Below are 20,465 nucleotides of genomic sequence, written 5' to 3' on the forward strand. Positions count from 1 at the left end.
AGGAAGCACTGTGGACAAGTACCTTTATGTGGCAATGACCGGCGCCAGCCAGAATGCTCTGGCGCAAAAGGCTCATGCCAACAATCTGGCGAACATCTCCACCAACGGTTTTCAGCGTGACCTGGAGCAGGCTCGCTCGATGCCGGTGTTTGGCGACAGCTTTCCGGCGCGGGCCTTTGCCATGAGTGAGCGTCCGGCCACGGATTTCTCCCCGGGCTCGATGGTGCAAACCGGTCGCGACCTGGATGTGGCGGTCAGCGGCAATGGCTGGATCGCCGTGCAGAGTCCTGACGGTAGCGAAAGTTATGTGCGCACCGGCAGCTTGAATGTCGATGCCCTGGGTGTGCTGCGTGCCGGCAATGGCATGCCGGTGATGGGCAATGGCGGTCCGATTGCCGTGCCGCCGCAACAGCAGATCGAAGTCGGCCAGGACGGCACCATCAGTATCCGTGCCATGGGCGAGGGCCCGCGGGTCATGGCCGAGGTCGACCGCATCAAGTTGGTCAATCCGGACATCAAGAACCTGACCAAGGGCCTGGATGGGTCGATCAAGACCAAGGACGGCCAGCCGGCACCGGCCGATGCCAACGTGCAACTGGTTTCAGGTTTCCTTGAGTCGAGCAATGTCAACGCGGTGCAGGAAATGACCGCGGTCCTGGCCTTGTCCCGCCAGTTCGAATTGCACGTCAAGATGATGAACAGCGCCAAAGAAGACGACCAGGCCATGGCTCGGGTCTTGCAGATCAGCTAATTACCAGTACCTAGCGCCGTAAAACAGGCGCGTGAGGAGAATCGAATGCTTCCGGCTCTATGGGTTGCCAAAACCGGCCTGTCCGCCCAGGACACCAACCTGAGTGTTATTTCCAACAACCTGGCGAACGTTTCGACCACGGGCTTCAAGCGTGATCGTGCCGAATTCCAGGACCTGCTGTACCAGATCAAGCGCCAGCCGGGTGCCCAGTCGACCCAGGACAGCGAGCTGCCTACTGGCCTGCAGGTCGGCACCGGTGTGCGCATCGTCGGCACCCAGAAGAACTTCACCGCGGGTAGCCTGCAAACCACCCAGCAGCCATTGGACCTGGCCATCAACGGTCGTGGTTTCTTCCAGATCCTGCAGCCCGATGGCACCACGTCCTATACCCGCGACGGTACGTTCCATCTCAACTCCAATGGCCAGGTCGTGACCGCCAATGGTTTTACCCTGGAGCCGGCGATCGTCGTGCCCAATGACGCGCAGACCTTCACCGTGGGCCAGGACGGCACGGTCTCCATCACTGTCGCCGGCAACCCGGCGTCCCAGGTGATCGGTAACCTGCAGACTGCCGACTTCATCAACCCCGCTGGCCTGCAGGCCCTGGGCAACAACCTGTTCCTGGAAACCGCATCCAGTGGTGCGCCACAGGTCGGCACCCCAGGCCTGAACGGCTTCGGCACCACCCTGCAGAACACCCTGGAAGGCTCGAACGTCAGCACCGTGGAAGAGATGGTCAACATGATCACCACCCAGCGGGCCTACGAGATGAACTCCAAGGTGATCTCCACCGCCGACCAGATGCTGTCGTTCGTAACGCAGAAGCTGTAATCAAGTCTTGAGGCCGCCACGCCAGTGAGCCGCCAGCAACATCGTGAGGAAGGGTCATGAATCGGTTTATCTGTGTGTTAGCGCTGACTGGGGGAGCCGTGCTCGCGGGCTGTGTCGCCCCTCCGCCCAAACCCAATGACCCTTACTACGCGCCAGTGTTGCCGCGCACGCCGCTGCCCGCGGCCTCCAGCAACGGCTCGATCTACCAGGCCGGCTTCGAGCAGAGCCTGTATACCGATCGCAAGGCGTTCCGGGTCGGCGACATCATCACCATCACCCTGAACGAGCGGACCGCGGCCAGCAAAGGCGCCAACTCGGCGTCGAGCAAGAACAGCCGCAACAGCATCGGCCTGACGTCGTTGTTCGGTGCTGTGCCCAACACCAACAACCCGTTCGGCGATGGCGACCTGAGCTTGAATGCCGGCTACAAGGGAGATCGCTCCACCAAGGGCGATAGCAAGGCGGCGCAAAGCAACAGCCTGACCGGTTCGATCACCGTCACCGTGGCCGACGTATTGCCCAACGGTATCCTCGCCGTGCGTGGCGAGAAGTGGATGACCCTCAATACCGGTGATGAGCTGGTGCGTATCGCCGGCCTGATCCGTGCGGACGATATCGCCACCGACAACACCGTGTCCTCGACTCGGGTGGCGGATGCACGCATCACCTATTCGGGCACCGGGTCGTTCGCCGACGCCAACCAGCCTGGCTGGTTCGACCGTTTCTTCCTCAGCCCGCTGTTCCCTTTCTAGGCGCACTATGTTGAATTTCAAGCACCTGATGGCGGCCGTCTTGTTGCTGTCCACCTCCCTTGGCGTACAGGCCGAGCGGCTGAAGGACATCGCCAGTATTTCCGGCGTGCGTTCCAACCAGTTGATCGGCTACGGCCTGGTGGTGGGGCTCAATGGCACGGGTGACCAGACCACCCAGACGCCGTTCACTCTGCAGACCTTCAACAACATGCTGTCGCAGTTCGGGATCAAGGTGCCGCCAGGATCGGGCAACGTGCAGTTGAAGAACGTTGCCGCGGTATCGATCAGTGCCGACTTGCCGGCGTTCGCCAAGCCGGGGCAACAGGTGGACGTCACGGTTTCGTCCATCGGTAACTCCAAGAGCCTGCGCGGCGGGACCCTGTTACTGACCCCGTTGAAGGGTATCGACGGCAACGTCTATGCCATTGCCCAGGGCAACCTGGTGGTGGGTGGTTTCGACGCCGAGGGGCGTGACGGTTCGAAGATCACCGTCAACGTGCCGTCGGCCGGTCGGATTCCTGGCGGTGCCTCGGTGGAGCGCGCGGTGCCCAGTGGCTTCAACCAGGGCAATAGCCTGACCCTGAACCTCAACCGTTCGGACTTCACTACGGCCAAGCGCATCGTCGACAAGATCAACGACATGCTCGGCCCGGGCGTGGCCCAGGCCATCGACGGCGGTTCGATCCGCGTCACTGCGCCCCTGGACCCAAGCCAGCGCGTGGACTACCTGTCGATCCTGGAGAACCTGGAGATCGATCCGGGCCAGGCGGTAGCCAAGGTCATCATCAATTCGCGTACCGGTACCATCGTCATCGGCCAGAACGTCAAGGTCTCGCCGGCGGCGGTGACCCACGGCAGCCTGACGGTCACCATCACCGAAGACCCGATCGTCAGCCAGCCCGGTCCTTTGTCCAATGGCCAGACGGCCGTGGTTCCTCGCTCGCGAGTCAATGCCCAGCAGGAGGCCAAGCCGATGTTCAAGTTTGGCCCGGGTACCACCCTGGACGAGATCGTGCGGGCGGTGAACCAGGTGGGGGCGGCGCCAGGCGACCTGATGGCGATCCTCGAAGCCCTGAAGCAGGCCGGCGCCCTGCAAGCCGACTTGATCGTGATTTGAGGTGTCAGCCATGGATATTCGTAAGAGCGGCCTGACTGCCAGCGGTGACTCCGGTGCGTACTCCGACCTCAATCGCCTGCAGCAACTGAAGGTCGGCGACAAGAACAGCGAAGCCAACGTGCGCAAGGTGGCGCAAGAGTTCGAGTCGCTGTTTCTCAACGAAATGCTCAAGTCCATGCGCAAGGCCACCGACGTGCTGGCCCAGGACAATCCGCTCAATACGCCGGCGACCAAGCAATACCAGGATATGTACGACCAGCAGTTGGCGGTGTCCCTGTCCCGCGAGGGCGGCGGTATCGGCCTGGCCAATGTGCTGGTGCGCCAGATGATGCAGAACAAACAGGCGGCAGCTCCCACCGGGCTGACCTCGGCCCTGCCAGGCGCCACGCCGACGCCACCGGTTGCTACACCGACACCGATTGCCGCGGGCACCACTGCCCAGGATGGCCCGCTCAGCCGGGTCAACGGCCAGCGGCCGATGTGGGCCTCCCGTGCTGTGGACCCGGTGCGCACCAGTGTTGCCCATAACGACATGGCCCTGCTCAACCAGCGGCGCCTGTCGCTGCCGAGCAAGCTCACCGATCGCCTGCTGGCCGGGATCGTGCCATCGACCGGTGCGCTGGAGGCGGGAGCGCAAAATGCCGCGCCGACCCGAACCACGCCGGCTGCCGATGCGGTGCTGCGTGGCGAGTGGCGAGTCAACCAGGGCTATGCCGCGGCTCAAGGCAAGATGCGCATCTATGGTCGGGCCGTGGCCCAGCCGCCGCTGGCCCCGGCCAAGCGTGCCTTCGGCTCGTCCGACGAATTCGTCGCCACCATGCTGCCCATGGCGGAGCAGGCGGCCAAGCGAATTGGCATCGATCCGCGCTATCTGGTCGCCCAGGCAGCCCTGGAAACCGGCTGGGGCAAGTCTGTGATGCGCCAGCAGGATGGACGTAGCAGCCATAACCTGTTCGGCATCAAGGCCGGTAGTAGCTGGCAGGGCGGGCAGGCCCGGGCGATCACCAGCGAGTTCCGCAACGGGCAGATGGTCAAGGAGACGGCGGCGTTCCGTTCCTATGATTCCTACCAGGACAGCTTCCACGATCTGGTGACCTTGTTGCAGAGCAATAATCGCTATCAAGAAGTGCTGAAGGTGGCCGATAAACCAGAACAGTTTGTTCGCGAGTTGCAAAAAGCCGGGTATGCAACCGACCCGGACTACGCAAGCAAGATTTCGCAGATAGCCAAGCAGATGAAGAGTTACCAGAACTACGCTGCGGCGGGCGTTTCCACGAATTTATAAGGTCTGAATCATGAGTTTGCTCAATATCGGGATGTCGGGGCTGGCTACCAGCCAATCGTCGTTGATGACCACGGGTAACAACATTGCCAACGCCGACACCGCTGGGTATTCGCGTCAGCAGACCGTGCAGGGCACCAAGGCCTCCAACCAGTTCGGCAACGTCTTCATCGGCACCGGTGCCACCCTGGCCGATGTGCGTCGGGTGTACAACAGCTACCTGGATGCCCAGCTGCGCAGCGCGACCTCGCGCAACAGCGACGTGGCCGCCTACCAGAATCAGATCACGCCGATCGACAAGCTGCTCTCCGAAGCCGATACCGGCATGACCAGCGCTTTGACCAAGTTCTTCGCATCGGTGCAGAACCTCAACGCCAAGCCCACCGACGAGGCTTCCCGACAATTACTGCTCAGCGATACCCAGGCCCTGAGCAATCGTTTCAACTCGGTATCCAGCCAGCTCAATGCACAGAATGGCAACATCAATGGCAGCCTGTCGAACATGGCCAGCCAGGTCAATAACCTGGCGGCTACCGTGGCCCAGTTGAACCAGAAGATATCCGAGGTGTCCAGCAACGGTGGTGGCATGCCCAACGGTCTGCTGGATCAGCGTAATGAAGCCGTGCGCCAGTTGTCGCAGTTCATCAAGGTGGATGTGTCCGAGCGCGGCTCCAGTCTCGACCTCTACCTGGGTAGTGGTCAGCCGCTGGTCCTGGGCAACTCCGCCAATTCCCTGGAAGTGGTGCCGGGCAAGAGCGACCCGACCCGTTCGACGCTGCAGATCAACCTTGGCAGTACCACCGTCGATATCACCAAGCCACCTAAGGGGCAGGATACCGGGGGCGAGATCGGTGGCCTGCTGCGCTATCGCAGCGAAGTGCTGGACCCGGCGCTGAACGAGCTGGGGCGCGTGGCGCTGGTCGTCGCCGATCAGATGAACAGCCAGATGGCCCAGGGCATCGACAAGAACGGCGAATTCGGCGGCAACCTGTTCAATGACATCAACAGCCTCAAGCTGATTGGCCAGCGCAGCATGGCCAATACCGGCAACAACTCGGCGTCCGGCAACTTCGATGTCACCATCAAGGACACTGGCAAGCTGACTACCAATGACTACACGGTGACCTTCACCAGCGCGACCGACTACAGTGTCAAGCGCTCCGATGGCAGCGAACTGGGCAGCTTCAGCACCACCACCACCCCGGCACCGGTCATTGACGGTTTCTCGTTGAATCTCAAGGGTACGGCAGTCTCGGGCGACAGCTTCAAGATCACTCCGACCCGCAACGCCTCGGCCTCCATCCAGACCGAGATGACCGATGCCAAGCGCCTGGCCATTGCCGCGCCGCTCAAGGCCGAGATCGGGGCCGGAGTCAAGAGTTCGTTGACCATCGCCAGCCAGCCATCGCTGGCCGTGCCGATCAACAACTATGATCCTGCTGCCAAGCTGGAAATGCAGACCGCGCTCAAGAACGCCGGTCCGATCAAGGTGGTGTTCAATGCGCCGGCCAACGGCAGCCAGGGTTATGACTACTTTGATTCCAAGGGCAACAAGATCGGCAGCGGTACCATGGTGCCGGGGCAGACCAATAGCTTGAGCCTGGATATCAAGATGGTCGATGCCAGTGGGAATCCGGTGCTCGATGGCAACGGGGTGCAGAAGACTTTCGCCGTGAAGATGGATGTGGCGGGAGCGCCGAACTCCGGCGACAACATGACGATCTCGCTCAACGGTGCCGGCTCGTCCGACAACCGCAACGGCCTGGCCCTGGCCGGCCTGCAGAGCAAGCAGACCGTCGATACCGGTTCGGCCAGCAAGGGCATGACCCTGGTGGACGCCTACGGCAAGCTGATCGAGAACGTCGGCTCCAAGGCCAGTCAGGCCCGGCTCGATAGCGCCGCCAATGGCAGCATCCTGGATAGCGCCAAGGGTGCCCGTGACTCGCTGTCGGGAGTCAATTTGGACGACGAAGCCGGCAATCTGGTCAAGTACCAGCAGTACTACACAGCGTCCTCGCAAATCATCAAAACCGCGCAAACCATCTTCAACACGCTGATCAACAGCCTTTAAGGAGTCGTAGGCCATGCGTATTTCCACGTCTCAGTTTTATGAGTCTTCGGCTGCCAATCTCCAGAAGAACTTCGCCAAGGTGGTCAAAAGCAGCGAAGAAGCCAGCAGCCTGGTACGGGTCAAGACCGCGGCTGACGATCCGGTCGGTGCCTCGCGTCTGCTGCAACTTGGCCAGCAGGCTTCGTTGCTCGACCAGTACAAGACCAACAGCAACTCGATCAAGGCTTCCCTGGGGCAGACCGAGTCGGTGATGACCAGCATCAATAACGTCCTGGCCCGGGCTCGGGAACTGGCCGCTGGTGCCGCCAACTCCGGCTACACCGATGCCGACCGTCAGGCCAATGCGTCGGAGTTGGGGCAGATCGAAGAGCAGTTGCTCAGCCTGATGAATACCCAGGACGAAAACGGCAAGTACATCTTCGGTGGTTCCAAGGATGATGTGCCTCCATACAGTCGCAACTCCGACGGTACCTATAGCTACAACGGCGACCAGAGTAGTCGGAAGTTGCCGGTGGGTGACACTATGTTGATGGCTGCCAACAGCACTGGTTGGGATGTGTTCCAGCAAGCGGTGAATACCAGCCGCACTCAGGTGACTACCCAGAGTGCGCCGTCTCCGGACAACGGCACGGTGTTCCTGTCCAATGGCCAGATGTCCAACGCCGGCAAGTACAACAGCGACTTCCGCAAGGGCGAGCCCTATTCGATTTCGTTCGTCAGCGCCACCCAGCTGAAGATCACCGATATCAATGGCAAGGATGTGACGTCCGAGGCCAGCCAGAATGGTGTGATCGGTAATACGTCGAACCAGACCGTGAGCTTTCGGGGGGTGGACCTGAGCCTGAACGTCAACCTCAAGCCCGGCGACAACGCCGGCGCGTTGCTGCCGCAGTACTCTTTCCAGTTGGGTTCCAAGCCAGACAGCTTCAACGTTGCACGTGGCCCGGGTAACCCGAGCACTGCCCAGGTGACCGGTACCAGTGTGACCGACCAGGCGGCCTACAACTCCACGTTCCCTAGTGGTTCGGCCGTCCTGAAGTTCACCAGCGCTACTCAGTTCGATCTGTATGCCGCCCCGCTGACCGCCGATAGCAAGCCCGTTTCTTCGGGAACCCTGGCGGGTAACCAGGCCACCGCTGCTGGAGTGACCTTCACCCTCAATGGCACGCCAGCTGCCAACGACCAGTTCAAGGTCGCGGTCAATACCCACGAAACCCAGAACATTCTGGATACCGTGAGCCAACTCAAAACGGCATTGAACACTCCTACCGCTGGCAATCCCGTAGCCACCCAGAAGCAACTGGCGGATCTCGCCTCCGGCATGGCCAACCTGGCCAGCGGTGCCGACCAGTTGTCGATCGCTATCAGCTCCGTCGGTGGTCGCGGTTCGGCCCTGGCGAATCAGGTCGAGATCAATGAAAACCTGGCGGCGGCCAATGTCACGACCCGCTCGGCCATCAGCGATTCCGACCCGGCCGAGGTCATAACTCGCCTGAACCTGCAGCAGACCATGCTGCAAGCCTCGCAACTGGCATTCAGCAAGATCAGCCAGCTCGGGTTGTTCAACAAGATCTGAGCCGGGCCCGTGGCGCTCGGTTCCGAGCGCCACGGCCGTCGAGCCGCCAACCGTCTTTATGTAAGCGGTTTTGCAGCCCGGGTCGTGTCGATCGGGCTCGCCGCTCGAGAGTTCCCAGCCGTGAACCAAGCCCCTCTAGTCAGTATCGTCATCCCCGCCTTCAATCCCCGCTTCTTTGCCCAGGCCCTGGACAGCGCCTTGGCCCAGACCTATCAGCCACTGGAAATCGTGGTCTGCGACGACAGTGTCGGTGACGAGATCCAGCGCATTGTCGAAGGTGTTTGCGAACCCGCGCATCCGCTGCGCTACCTGCGCAATCCGCAGCGCCTGGGCTTGCAGAAGAATATCCTGCGCGGTGTCCAGGAAGCCGACGGCGAGCTGATCAAGGTCCTGTGCGATGACGACCGGCTGTTCGCGCCCAGCGTTGCCCTGCAGGCGCCGATTCTGGCCGAGTATCCTGAGGTCAGTCTGGTGTGCGGGCTGCGCGTGTTCAGCGATGCCGGTAACTCCATCCTGCCTTCGCGGCTGGACAACAGTTGCTTCTCCCTCTGCGATTCAGTGTTCAAGGGGGACGACATACTGGGGATCCTCGAGGGCTGGCAGAGCAACTACCTGGGTAACTTCAGCTCGACGCTGATGCGCCGCGCCGATGTGCTGGAATGGCTGCCAGCGCTGATCCAGGAGGGCGCAGGGTTCGTGGCCTTGCTGGATACGGCGTTGTTCATCTGCCTGCTCAGGCGCGGCAACCTTGCGACGCTCAATACGGTGCTCAGTTGTGAGCGGCTCTATCCCGGGCGCTTCAGTGCGACTCCAGAAGTGCTCAAGCTGGCCGGTTCCGAATGGGATTGGTTGAAGCAGATGCTGGCCGCGCGAGCCGGTGAGTCGGCTCCGGCCGCTGGTTGGGTGCGCTATGTGGATCTGGTCCGGGCGGGTGAGGAGCCGCGTCGGTGGCAGGAGTTGTGCGTGGCCCGGGCGCTGGGTAATCGCAATACCGTGGTCAATGGCCGGGTAGGCGTGGCAAGCCAGAGCTATGAGGAGTTCTATCGCGAGTGGCTGGGCAGCCGCTGCCTGTCGCCGTCCGAGCAGCGCCATCTGCTTCAGCGTCTCGATAGCTGGTCGCGCCAGGCGCGTATCGTGCCGGTGGTCATCGATGTCGACGGTTCCGCTGTGGCGCTTGAGCGCACCTTGAGCAGCCTGGATGCCCAGCTGTATGCGCCCCAGGCGGTCCTGGTGCTGTCCGATGCCGACTGCTCGACGCGCGAGCGGGTTTTGCAGCAGCCGCTGCGCGGCGATGGGTGGCAGCAGCTCAATGAGTTGCTGCCGCAACTGGAAGGCTGTGACTGGTTCTATCTGTTGCAGGCAGGCGATCGCTTGTCCGCTTCGGCGCTGCTGGTGCTGGCCGAGCGCATCGCCAGCATCCCGGCCATGCTCGGTGCCTACAGCGATGAAGGCGCCCTGGTGGAAAGTGAGTCCGTCGAGCCGGTGTTCAAGCCGGATTTCAACCTTGACCTCATGCGCTCCTATCCCTATGTCGGGCGGACCCTGGCCTTTTCCCGCGAGCGTGTTCTGGCCGAGGGCGGTTTCGATCCGGCCCGGGGCGAGCTGGCCCCCCATGACCTGCTCTGGCGGCTGGTGGAGGCTGCCGGTCCGCAGGCGATCGAGCACATTGCCGAGATCCAGGTGGAATCGGAGTTTTCCTTTGCCCAATGGTTGTCGTGGCCGCAGGTGATCGAAGCCAGTGAGGGGTTGGTGAGCGCCCACCTGCAGCGGATCGGTGTGGAGCATCGGATTTGCCACGATGACCTGCCGCTGATCAATCGCATCGACTACCTGCACGGCAAGCGGCCTCTGGTATCGATCATCATCACCTGCGGCGACTCCCTGGCCGCACTGCAGCGCTGTGTCGAAAGCCTGATCGAGCAGACGGCCTACAACCACTACGAGATCCTGCTGGTGGATGCCGGCAGTCACGACCCGGCCATGGCCGGCTGGCTGGCGGCCATGGCCCAGCTGGGGGCGTCGCTGTTGCGGGTGCTGGCTTGTGACGGCGGGGGCAATCAGGCGGCGTTGGTCAATGAAGTCGCGGCCCAGGCGCGTGGCGAGTACCTGCTCTTGCTCAGCCATGATGCGCAAATCTGTACCCGCGACTGGCTGGATGAGCTGCTCAATCAGGCCCAGCGCCCAGAGGTAGGGATCGTGGGCGCGCGGATCCTGGCGGCCGATGGCTCCATCCTGCATGCCGGCCAGGTGCTTGGCCTGGCAGGCCCGGTGGGCTCGCCCTTCGTCGGCGAGGCCCTCGGTGCCCGTGGCTATATGCAGCGCTTGCAGGTGGTGCAGAACTGGAGCGCGGTGAGCGCCGATTGCCTGATGGTGCGCAAGGAGGTGTTCGACAACCTTGGCGGCTTGGATCAGGAGGGCTTCAGCGGTGCTCTCGGTGCCACCGACCTGTGTCTGCGAGTCGAGCGCAATGGTTACCTGGTGGTCTGGACTCCCCATGCCACCTTGATGCTGGGGGCTGTCTCGGGGGCCGAGAAGTCTGTAGCGCAACAGGTGCAATTGGCCGACCAGGAGATCTTCCACAGCCGCTGGCTGGCGAAGATCGCTCGTGATCCTGCCTACAACCCGGCCCTGAGCCTGGGGTTCTCCAGCTTCAGCCTGGAGCCCTCCTTGCGCAACAACTGGAATCCGTTCTGCAGCCGGGCCTTGCCCTTGATTCTAGGTTTGCCGGTCAATAGTTCCGCGGTCGGGCATTACCGGGTGACAGGCCCTCTGACGGCGCTGGAAGAGGCGGGGCGGGTGATTGCCCGGGTGGCCTACGAGTCGCCCTCCATGGTCGAGATCGAGCGGCTTTCCCCGGATACCATCGTGCTCCAGGGGCGCTATAGCGAAGGTTCGGCCGGCGATATCCTGCGGATGAAAAAGTACTCCAGTGCGCTGCGGATCTTCGAGCTCGACGACTACGTGGTCAGTGCGCCGAAGAAGAACAGCCATACCCGAAACAAGCCGGCCAATACCGAGCAGATGCTGCGTGAAGGTATTGCCATGTGCGATCGCGTGGTGGTGACCACCCAGCCCCTGGCCGATGCACTGTCCAGCATGCACAGCGATATCCGGGTCGTGCCCAACATGCTCGCGCCAGATCCCTGGGCGACCTTGACCTCCCGCCGAGGCACTTCCAGCAAACCTCGAGTGGGCTGGGGGGGCGGCACCAGCCACACCGGTGACCTGGAGATCATTGCCGATGTGGTGCGCGAATTGGCCGGCGAGGTGGAGTGGGTGTTCTTCGGCATGTGCCCCGATGAACTACGGCCCTATGTGCATGAGTTCCATCCGGTGATCAGCTTGCAGAGCTACCCCTTCAAGTTGGCCAGCTTGAACCTGGACCTGGCCCTGGCGCCGCTGGAGTTCCATATCTTCAATGACTGCAAGAGCAATCTGCGGTTGTTGGAGTACGGCGCCTGCGGCTACCCGGTAATCTGCACCGATACCGAGGCCTATCGCGGGTTCCTGCCGTGCACCAAGGTGCTGAGCAACAGCACCGAGGAGTGGTTGCAGGCCATTCGCATGCACCTGTCCGACCCGGCGGCCAGCTATCGCATGGGCGATGAGCTGCGCGCGGCAGTGCATCGCGATTTCATGCTGCGCAGCGACAACCTGCAGCACTGGTTGTGGGGGTGGCTGCCGGATTGATGGGGCCGGCCCGCGCATCCTCAGTGCGGGCCGCCGTTTCCGGCGCGGGGGCTCGCTCCTCGGCTCAGGAGTGTGTGCCTGGGTGGTTTTCGAAGGCAGGCCGCACACTTGGCGCAGTTCCTGCAAGTCTTGCTCATATCGCCATAAAACCTTCACCGCGCTGCGGTGCCGGCTGCATGGGATCTGCGTCTGGTGCTCTGCCAGGCCTCAAGAGGGCTGATTCAGCCCGCGAAGAGCAAGAGGACAGCGATGAAGGCAGTAATTCTGGCAGGTGGCCTGGGTACGCGTATCAGCGAGGAGTCCCATCTCAAGCCCAAGCCCATGATCGAGATCGGCGGCAAGCCAATTCTTTGGCACATCATGAAGTTGTATTCCGCCCATGGGATCCATGACTTTGTGATTTGCCTGGGCTACAAGGGCTACGCGATCAAGGACTTCTTCGCCAACTACTTCCTGCACACCTCGGACGTGACCTTCGACATGCGCAACAACCGCATGGATGTGCACCAGAACTACAGCGAGCCCTGGAGCGTGACCCTGATCGACACGGGCGAGGAGACCATGACCGGTGGTCGCCTGCGTCGGGCCGGGCGTTACCTGCAGGACGAAGAAGCGTTCTGTTTCACCTATGGCGATGGCGTGTCCGACCTGGATATCGGCGCCCTGGTGGCGTTCCACAAGGCCCACGGCAAGCTGGCCACGGTGACGGCGGTGCAGCCGCCCGGCCGCTATGGCGCTCTGGAGCGCGATGGCGACCAGGTCCTGGGCTTCACCGAGAAACCTCGGGGCGATGGTGGCTGGATCAATGGCGGGTTCTTTGTCCTGTCGCCCAAGGTGCTGCCTTACATACAGGGCGATAGCACCACCTGGGAAGCGGAGCCGCTGATGCAATTGGCCCGGGCCGAGCAACTGCGAGCCTTCGAGCACGGCGGCTTCTGGCAGCCGATGGATACCCTGCGCGACAAGAATCACCTGGAACAACTCTGGCAAAGCGGGGAGGCCCCGTGGAAGCAGTGGGACTGAGCGCGCAATTCTGGCGGGGCAAGCGTGTCCTGCTGACCGGCCACACCGGCTTCAAGGGCAGTTGGCTGAGCCTGTGGCTGGAGAGCCTGGGCGCCCAGGTCAGCGGTTTCGCCCTGGACCCTGGAACCGAGCCGAGCCTGTTCGAGCTGGCCCGGGTGGCCGAAGGCATCGACGCCCATCGCGGCGATCTGCGCGACCTGGGCAGCCTGCTGGAGCTGATTGCCCGCACGGAGCCGGAGATCGTCCTGCACCTGGCGGCCCAGCCGCTGGTCCGCGAGGCCTACCGCGACCCGCTGGGTACTTACTCGAGCAACGTCATGGGCACCCTGAACCTGTTGGAGGCGATCCGCCAGGTCGGCGGAGTACGAGCCTGCGTGCTGGTCACTACCGACAAGGTCTATGCCAACCAGGAGTGGCTGTGGCCCTACCGGGAGAACGAGCCCCTGGGCGGGCATGATCCCTATAGCAGCAGCAAGGCCTGCTGCGAATTGCTGGCGCAGTCCTATGCGTCGTCGTTTTTTCCTGCCCGGCGTCATGACGAGCACGGCCTGGCCCTGGCCACGGCACGTGCCGGCAATGTCCTGGGCGGCGGTGACTTCGCGCCGGAGCGCTTGATACCCGATGTGCTCAAGGCCTGGTCCGTCGGTGAACCGGTGACCTTGCGCTATCCCCAGGCCGTGCGTCCCTGGCAGCACGCCCTGGAGCCCCTGGCCGGCTACCTGCAACTGGCCGCCGGGTTGTACCAGCAAGGCCCGGAGTTCGCCGGGGCCTGGAATTTCGGCCCTAGCGAGCAGGACATGTGCAGCGTCGGCGATGTCGTGGAGTTGCTGGCCCGGCATTGGCCGGCAGCGCCGGGCTTGCGAATCGAACCGAGTGGACTGCATGAGGCCGGGCTGTTGCGCCTGGACAGCAGCCGCGCCCGCCAACTGCTGGGCTGGAAGCCGCGCTGGAGCCTGGAGCAATGCCTGACGCAGACCCTGGACTGGCACCTGGCCTGGAAGGGCGGTGCGGACATGCGAAGAGTGACATTCGATCAAATTAATCTCTATCAAAAGGGGCTGGCATGAGTGACATCAAGTTCCAGGCAGTGGGGCTGGAAGGACTTTATTTGATTCAACAAAAGGTGTTTTGCGATGAACGTGGGCGTTTTGCCAGGCTGTTCTGTCAAACCAGCCTGAGCCAGCAGGGACGTCAGTTTGATGTTCGTCAGATCAACTATTCCCGGACCCTGGTGCAGGGTAGTGTGCGTGGTCTGCATTACCAGCAAGCCGGGTATGCCGAGTCTAAGCTGATCACTTGTACTCGCGGCGCCGTCTGGGACGTAGCAGTGGATTTGCGTCCCGACTCGCCAACATTCTTGCAGTGGCACGGGCAAGAGCTGCGTGCCGATGACGGGCAAAGTTTGCTGGTTCCAGCGGGATTCGCCCATGGTTTCCAGGCACTGACCGACGACAGCGAGGTGTTGTATTTTACCGATGCAGACTATGCTCCGGATCATGAAGCCGGATTGTCTGTTTGCGATCCGATGCTGGCGATCACATGGCCGTTACCCGTTAAGAACTTGTCGTCCAAGGATGCCTGCCATCCATGGGTGGATGCGCATTTTCGCGGAGTCCGACTCTGATGAGTTGTCCGCGACATGTGCTGGTCACCGGGGCCACCGGCTTTGTTGGCCGGCACCTGGTCGCGGCCTTGCTGGCCCGCGGCTGCCAGGTGCGGGCGGTGGCCCGGGATGTGGAGAAGGCCCGCCGGATGCCCTGGTTCGAGGCCGTGGAGTTTCGTGCCCAGGATGTGCATGCCGCGGATATCGACATGGCGGCGCTGGTGGATGGCGTCGATGCCTTGGCGCACCTGGCCTGGCCTGGCCTGCCGAACTACCAGGCGCTGTTTCACCTGGAGCACAACCTGATGGCCGACTACCGCTTCATCAAGGCGGTGGTCGAGGCTGGCGTCTCCCAGGTGCTGGTCACCGGTACCTGTTTCGAGTACGGCATGCAGAGCGGGCCGCTGGACGAGCAGGCCGAGGCTCGGCCAGGCAATCCCTATGGCCTGGCCAAGCACAGCCTGAACTTGTTCCTCCAGGCCTTGCAGCAGCACGTGCCTTTCAGCTTGCAATGGGCCCGGCTGTTCTACCTCCATGGGCCGGGACAGAATCCGAAGAGCCTGCTGGCGGCCCTGGATCGGGCCATCGATGCCGGTGACGAGTCTTTCGACATGTCCGGTGGCGAGCAGCTACGGGATTACCAGGCCATCGAGGACGCTGCCGAGCAGTTGGCCGCGCTGTTGCAGGTCCGGACGTTCTCCGGGGCCGTCAACTGTTCCAGCGGCCAGCCGGTATCGGTGCGTTCGCTGGTGGAGCGGCAGATCGCCCAGCGTGGCTCGTCGATCCGCCTGAATCTTGGACACTACCCCTATCCGGACTACGAACCCATGGCGTTCTGGGGCTTGAACCAGCGCCTGCGACAATTGACGGGAGCTGCACATGACGCATGAGTTGTATCGGGTCGCCGACCTGCCGGTGTTGCAGAACCGCACCTTCGCCGATGCTCGCAGCGCCCAGGCTTCGGCCAGCGCGGACATGGTCCTGGTGCAGGACCTGCAAAGCGGGTTGGTCTATAACCAGGCCTTCGATGCCGACAAGCTCAGCTACGACAGCGACTACCAGAACGAACAGGCCCATTCGGCGCAGTTCCAGCGGCACCTGATGGATGTCGAGGGCATTGTCGCCCGGCACTTCAAGGGACAAAGGCTGATCGAGGTCGGTTGCGGCAAGGGGTATTTCCTCGAGCTGTTGCGCGGCCTGGATTACGCCATCACCGGTATCGACCCGGCCTACGAGGGCGATAATCCAGAAGTGATCAAGGCCCCGTTCACCCGTGACCTGGGGTTGTCCGCCGAGGCCATCGTGCTGCGCCATGTGCTGGAGCACATTGCCGACCCGCTGGCGTTCCTCAAGGAAATCGCCAGGGCCAACCAGGGTGGGCAGATCTATATCGAGGTGCCTTGCTTCGACTGGATCCTGGAGCATCGTGCCTGGTTCGATGTGTTCTACGAGCACGTGAACTATTTCCGCCTCGACGACTTGCGGCGGATGTTCGGCACGGTGCATGAGGCCGGGCACCTGTTCGGTGGCCAGTACCTGTATGTGGTCGCGGACCTCGGTAGCTTCAAGGACCCGTTGCAGGCGCCTGTCCAGCCTTTGCAGATGCCGGTGGACTTCACCGCCAGCATCGAGCAGGCCAAGCGCATCATCGGTTCGGCTCCGCAGGCGGGTGCCGGTATCTGGGGGGCATCTTCCAAGGGCGTGATCTATTCGCTGTTCCTGCAACGCGCCGGAGTGGCGGTGGACCAGGTGGTGGACATCAACCCTGCCAAGCAAGGGCGCTACATGCCGCTGAGCGGCATGCGCGTGTCATCGCCGCAAGAGGCCATGCAGGCGCTGTCGGAAGGGGCCAACCTGTTCGTGATGAATTCCAATTACCTAGAAGAGATCAAGCGCATGACCGATGGCCGTTATGTCTATCACGCCGTCGACAGCGCTTCATTCCGATAGTTTTCAGTGAGACCCGAACATGAGCGAGAACAACGTCATTCAAGCCTTCGAACAAGAGTGCCAGGCGCAGATCAGCGCCCAGGGCCAGGATGAAAAGCTCAAGGGCCTGGCCCGGGACTTTTTCAATGAGTCCGCGACCCACAAGTACAGCTATCACTTCTCCTGGATGGGGCGGCCGATCATCCAGTTGCCCCAGGACATGATGGCGATGCAAGAGATCATCTGGCAGGTCAAGCCGGACCTGATAATCGAGTGCGGCATCGCCCATGGCGGGTCGATCATCTACTACGCCTCGCTGCTGGAGTTGCAGGGCCATGGCGAAGTGCTGGGGATCGACCTGGACATTCGTCCCCACAACCGCGAGGCCATCGAGCAGCATCCGATGAGCAAGCGTATTCGCATGATCGAGGGTTCGAGCATCGATCCGGCCATCGCCGAGCTGGTACGGGCCGCTGCCGCCGGCAAGAAAGTGATCCTGGTCCTGGACTCCAACCACACCCACGAGCATGTGCTCGAAGAGCTGCGCCTGTATGCGCCTCTGGTGTCGGTGGATAGCTATTGCGTGGTCATGGACACGGTTGTCGAGGACATGCCGGCAGACTTCTTCCCGGATCGTCCCTGGGGGCCGGGAGACAACCCGAAGACCGCAGTGTGGGCCTATCTGGAGGAGAACCGTGATTTCGAGATCGACTATCAGATGCAGAACAAGCTGCTGATCACCGTGGCACCGGACGGCTATCTGCGTCGGGTTCGTTGAATATCAATAGCGGCAGGAACCAGGCGCTTGGCCGTTGGTGGGGAAAGGCATATGTGGGTTGAAGACAAGACAATGAAGACTGATACAGCGCCGTTGAGCGAACGAATCACACTGGTGGTGATGACTCACAAGCGCAAGGCGTTCCTGCAACGTACCTTGCAGTACTACAGCACTTATCCGTGTTCGATCCTGGTGCTGGACTCCTCGCCGCAAGCCGACGAGTCCATCGCCCAGCGCTATCCCCAGGTCGATTACCGGCACCTGCCGCAGTTCACCTACGAGGGGCTGCAGGACAAGCTGACCTATGGCGTGAACCTGGTGACCACGCCCTACATGGTGTTTGCCGCCGATGATGATTTCCTGATCCACGATGCCTTGACCGCATCGGTGGAGTTCCTTGAAGCCCATCCCGACTACGGGGTGTGCCATGGCTACGGGATGATGTACCTGGCCAGGGCTTCGGAAACCGCCTATTACCGTCGCGATCGCCGGGGAATCGAGGACTATGCCAGCGAAGATCCGGAACAGCGGGTCAAGGATTTCCTTGGGCATTTCCTGCCGCCATTCTATGCCGTGACCCGCACCGACCTGTTGCAGCAGTGGTACAACCAGTTGCCGGCGGGGACGAATTTCGAATGGCAGGAGATCGGCCACAGCTTCTACCTGCTGGCCTGCGCCAAGGCCCGGGTGCTGCCAATTCCCTTTGCCGTGCGTGAAGCCAACTATGGGGCTTCGGAACACAACACCAACGTGCTGACGGTGTTGATGTACAACGATGCGCAGTCGGTGGCGCAGCGGGAGTCATTCGCGGAGTTCCTGGCCTCGTTGCCCAGTGGTTTCAGCGGCCGTGACCCGCAGCAGGTCAAGCAGATTGCCCTGGACAGCTTCGCGGCCATGGCCGAATGCTTGACCAGCGGACGTTCGCTCAAGGGGACGATGATCTTCCGTTCGGCCTGGGTCGAGGTGGGAGATGAGCCGGTACGCTCCTTCGGTCCGGAGCAGTTTGTCGAGATGCCGTTCTACAACAAGCCGATGTTCGATCTGCTGACCCAGTTCGAATTCCTCATGCACGCGATGCCTGCCGGTCGGGTCCAGCTCAAGGAACTTGAAGGCGTATTGCTGCGCCAGGAAGAGCTGATGCGCGTGCAGCCCAACGATACGCCGCGCAGCCTGCGCAGCCGGTTGTGGGAGGCCCTGGGGCTGAACCTGTTCAACCGCCAGGTGGTCAAGCGCCTGGTCGAGGCCATGCAGGACAGCGACGAGCCACAAGAGCTGCGCAAGCTGCAAGCCTGGGCCGAGCGCCTGGAGTCGGTGCCGGGGCCGCAGGGGCGCGAGCTGCTCGACGCCACCGGGTCGGGCCGTTTGCTCAATTGGCTCGAGGCGCGAGCTCCACAGCCTGCACAGCTGAGCGCGATCGCCGCGCACCAGGCCCGCCAGGGGGGCGTGCCGCAGGTACAGATCCTGCTGCTCGATCTCGATGCCAGCATGGTCAAGTTGCAGGCCACCCTCGATAGCCTGGTCGCCAGCCACTACAAGGCGTTCAAGCTGGTGGTCTTCACCACGGGCGACCTGCCAGCCACGACCACGGCCCGGGACACCCTGCATTTCGTCAAGGTGACGCACAGCAACTACGTCGAGCGGATCAACCAGGCGGTGGCCCAGTCCGCTGCCCAGTGGGTGCTGATGGCGGCGGCCGGCGATCAATTCACCGCCAGTGGCCTGCTGCGGGCCAGCCTCGAGCTGGCGGGCGTCGAAGGCATTCGTGCCGTGGCCATGGACGAGGTCCAGCGCCGCAGCGATGCGACCCTGAGCATGGTGTGGCGCCCAGGGATCAACCTGGACCAGTTGCAGGGCGCGCCGTCGTTGATGGCGCGGCATTGGCTGTTGCAACGCCAGGCCCTGTTGGCGATTGGCGGGTTCTCCACTGAGCTCAAGCAAGCGCTGGAGCTGGATGTGTTGCTGCGCCTGATCCAGGACGGTGGCTTGGGCGGCCTTGCGCACCTGGCCGAGCCGTTGCTGATTTGCCAGGCCCCGGGCGATGAAGCCCATGCCGAGGAGCGCCAGGTACTGACTCGCAACCTGGCCGCACGGGGCTATCGGGCCCAGATCGGCTCGGCGCAGCCAGGTACCTACCAGATCGACTACCAGCATGCCGAGCGGCCGTTGGTATCGATCATCCTGGCCAGCCAGGATAACTTCGCCCAGTTGCAGCGCTGCCTGGTGAGCGTGCTGCAACGTACCCGCTACCAGCGCTACGAAGTGTTGATCGCGGAGAATCATAGCCAGAATGCCGAGCTCGACAGCTGGCTGGCCAGCCTTGAGAGCCGTGGCGAGCGCATCCGCGTGCTGCGCAGTGAGCGGCGCCTGAGCCACTCGGCGCTGTACAACGCCGCTTGCCGGGAGGCCAAGGGCGAGTACCTGGTGCTGCTGTCCTCGGATGCCGAGGTGGTCAACGCCAACTGGATGGAGAGCCTGCTCAACCAGGCCCAGCGTCCTGAGGTCGGGGTGGTCGGTGCCCGCTTGGTCGATGAGCAGGGCCTGACCACCCAGGCTGGCCTGATCCTGGGGCTCAATGGCCACCTGGGCGCGGCCTTTGCCGGCGAGGCCAAGGATGCACCGGGCTACATGAACAGCTTGTGGGTGGAGAAGAACTACTCGGCGGTGTCCGGCGCTTGCCTGATGCTGGCCAAGGACCTCTACGAGGCTGTCGGTGGACTGGACGAAGAACACTTCGACCAGGCTTTCGCCGATGTCGACCTGTGCCTGAAGACTGCCGATGCCGGTTATCTCACTGTGTTGACGCCGCAGGCGCAGATCCTGCACCCGGGCACCCTGGCTGACAACCCGCAGGCTGCCGCGGCCCTGAAGGACAAGTGGGCGGCGCGCTTTGCCCAGGATGTCAATTACAACGAAAACCTGGAGCTGGCTGGCAAGGGGTTCGTCCTGGAGGTCGAAAGCCGGGTGGATTGGTTGCAGCTACTAGGGATGGTCTGAAGTAGCCCTGCATTTCTACTCGATTTCAGTCTCCGCCGATTTTGAACGCGGCAAACTGATCAAAAACG

The 20,465-nt window shown here is 62.3% G+C and carries 15 protein-coding genes; all 15 read left to right on the top strand.

The window, feature by feature from the left end; translation table 11 throughout:
• Positions 1-10 precede the first annotated feature (10 nt).
• Complete coding sequence (gene flgF / locus ATY02_RS09455; protein WP_068586177.1) at positions 11-751, top strand: flagellar basal-body rod protein FlgF; 741 nt, start codon at positions 11-13, stop codon at positions 749-751.
• A gap of 45 nt (positions 752-796) precedes the next feature.
• Complete coding sequence (flgG, locus tag ATY02_RS09460; protein ID WP_068586175.1) at positions 797-1,582, top strand: flagellar basal-body rod protein FlgG; 786 nt, start codon at positions 797-799, stop codon at positions 1,580-1,582.
• A 56-nt stretch (positions 1,583-1,638) separates the two neighbouring features.
• Positions 1,639-2,334 carry a flagellar basal body L-ring protein FlgH gene (gene flgH / locus ATY02_RS09465; protein WP_068586172.1) on the top strand — a complete coding sequence of 232 codons (696 nt, stop codon included), beginning with the start codon at positions 1,639-1,641 and terminating at the stop codon, positions 2,332-2,334.
• A gap of 7 nt (positions 2,335-2,341) precedes the next feature.
• On the top strand, positions 2,342-3,451 hold the full coding sequence (locus ATY02_RS09470; protein WP_068586169.1) for a flagellar basal body P-ring protein FlgI: 1,110 nt from the start codon (positions 2,342-2,344) through the stop codon (positions 3,449-3,451).
• A gap of 10 nt (positions 3,452-3,461) precedes the next feature.
• A complete protein-coding gene (gene flgJ / locus ATY02_RS09475) occupies positions 3,462-4,736 on the top strand; it encodes a flagellar assembly peptidoglycan hydrolase FlgJ (RefSeq protein ID WP_164823635.1) in 1,275 nt (424 codons plus the stop codon).
• 10 nt (positions 4,737-4,746) lie between these two features.
• Positions 4,747-6,804 (top strand): flagellar hook-associated protein FlgK, encoded by a 2,058-nt coding sequence (gene flgK, locus ATY02_RS09480; RefSeq protein ID WP_068585859.1) that lies wholly within the window; start codon positions 4,747-4,749, stop codon positions 6,802-6,804.
• A 13-nt stretch (positions 6,805-6,817) separates the two neighbouring features.
• Positions 6,818-8,380, top strand: coding sequence for a flagellar hook-associated protein 3 (locus ATY02_RS09485; protein ID WP_068607858.1), 1,563 nt, complete (start codon positions 6,818-6,820; stop codon positions 8,378-8,380).
• A gap of 120 nt (positions 8,381-8,500) precedes the next feature.
• Complete coding sequence (locus ATY02_RS09490; protein WP_068585853.1) at positions 8,501-12,070, top strand: glycosyltransferase; 3,570 nt, start codon at positions 8,501-8,503, stop codon at positions 12,068-12,070.
• A 249-nt stretch (positions 12,071-12,319) separates the two neighbouring features.
• Positions 12,320-13,093: a glucose-1-phosphate cytidylyltransferase gene (rfbF, locus tag ATY02_RS09495; RefSeq protein ID WP_068585851.1), complete on the top strand. Its 774-nt coding sequence runs from the start codon at positions 12,320-12,322 to the stop codon at positions 13,091-13,093.
• Positions 13,075-14,160, top strand: a complete 1,086-nt coding sequence (gene rfbG / locus ATY02_RS09500) for a CDP-glucose 4,6-dehydratase (protein ID WP_068585848.1) — start codon at positions 13,075-13,077, stop codon at positions 14,158-14,160. The genes rfbF and rfbG overlap by 19 nt, the downstream gene beginning before the upstream one ends.
• A complete protein-coding gene (gene rfbC / locus ATY02_RS09505; protein WP_068585845.1) occupies positions 14,157-14,717 on the top strand; it encodes a dTDP-4-dehydrorhamnose 3,5-epimerase in 561 nt (186 codons plus the stop codon). Before rfbG ends, rfbC begins: the two co-directional genes overlap by 4 nt.
• On the top strand, positions 14,717-15,586 hold the full coding sequence (locus ATY02_RS09510) for an NAD-dependent epimerase/dehydratase family protein (protein ID WP_068585843.1): 870 nt from the start codon (positions 14,717-14,719) through the stop codon (positions 15,584-15,586). The genes rfbC and ATY02_RS09510 overlap by 1 nt, the downstream gene beginning before the upstream one ends.
• The gene (locus ATY02_RS09515) at positions 15,576-16,646 is read left to right on the top strand and encodes a class I SAM-dependent methyltransferase (protein WP_068585841.1); all 1,071 of its coding nucleotides are present in this window, start codon (positions 15,576-15,578) and stop codon (positions 16,644-16,646) included. Before ATY02_RS09510 ends, ATY02_RS09515 begins: the two co-directional genes overlap by 11 nt.
• Positions 16,647-16,665: 19 nt before the next feature.
• A complete protein-coding gene (locus ATY02_RS09520) occupies positions 16,666-17,403 on the top strand; it encodes a cephalosporin hydroxylase family protein (protein WP_068585838.1) in 738 nt (245 codons plus the stop codon).
• A gap of 51 nt (positions 17,404-17,454) precedes the next feature.
• Positions 17,455-20,397 carry a TIGR00180 family glycosyltransferase gene (locus ATY02_RS09525; protein WP_068585836.1) on the top strand — a complete coding sequence of 981 codons (2,943 nt, stop codon included), beginning with the start codon at positions 17,455-17,457 and terminating at the stop codon, positions 20,395-20,397.
• Positions 20,398-20,465 lie beyond the last annotated feature (68 nt).

The sequence above is a fragment of the Pseudomonas sp. BIOMIG1BAC genome (assembly GCF_001705995.2).
GTDB classification, from domain to species: domain Bacteria; phylum Pseudomonadota; class Gammaproteobacteria; order Pseudomonadales; family Pseudomonadaceae; genus Aquipseudomonas; species Aquipseudomonas sessilinigenes.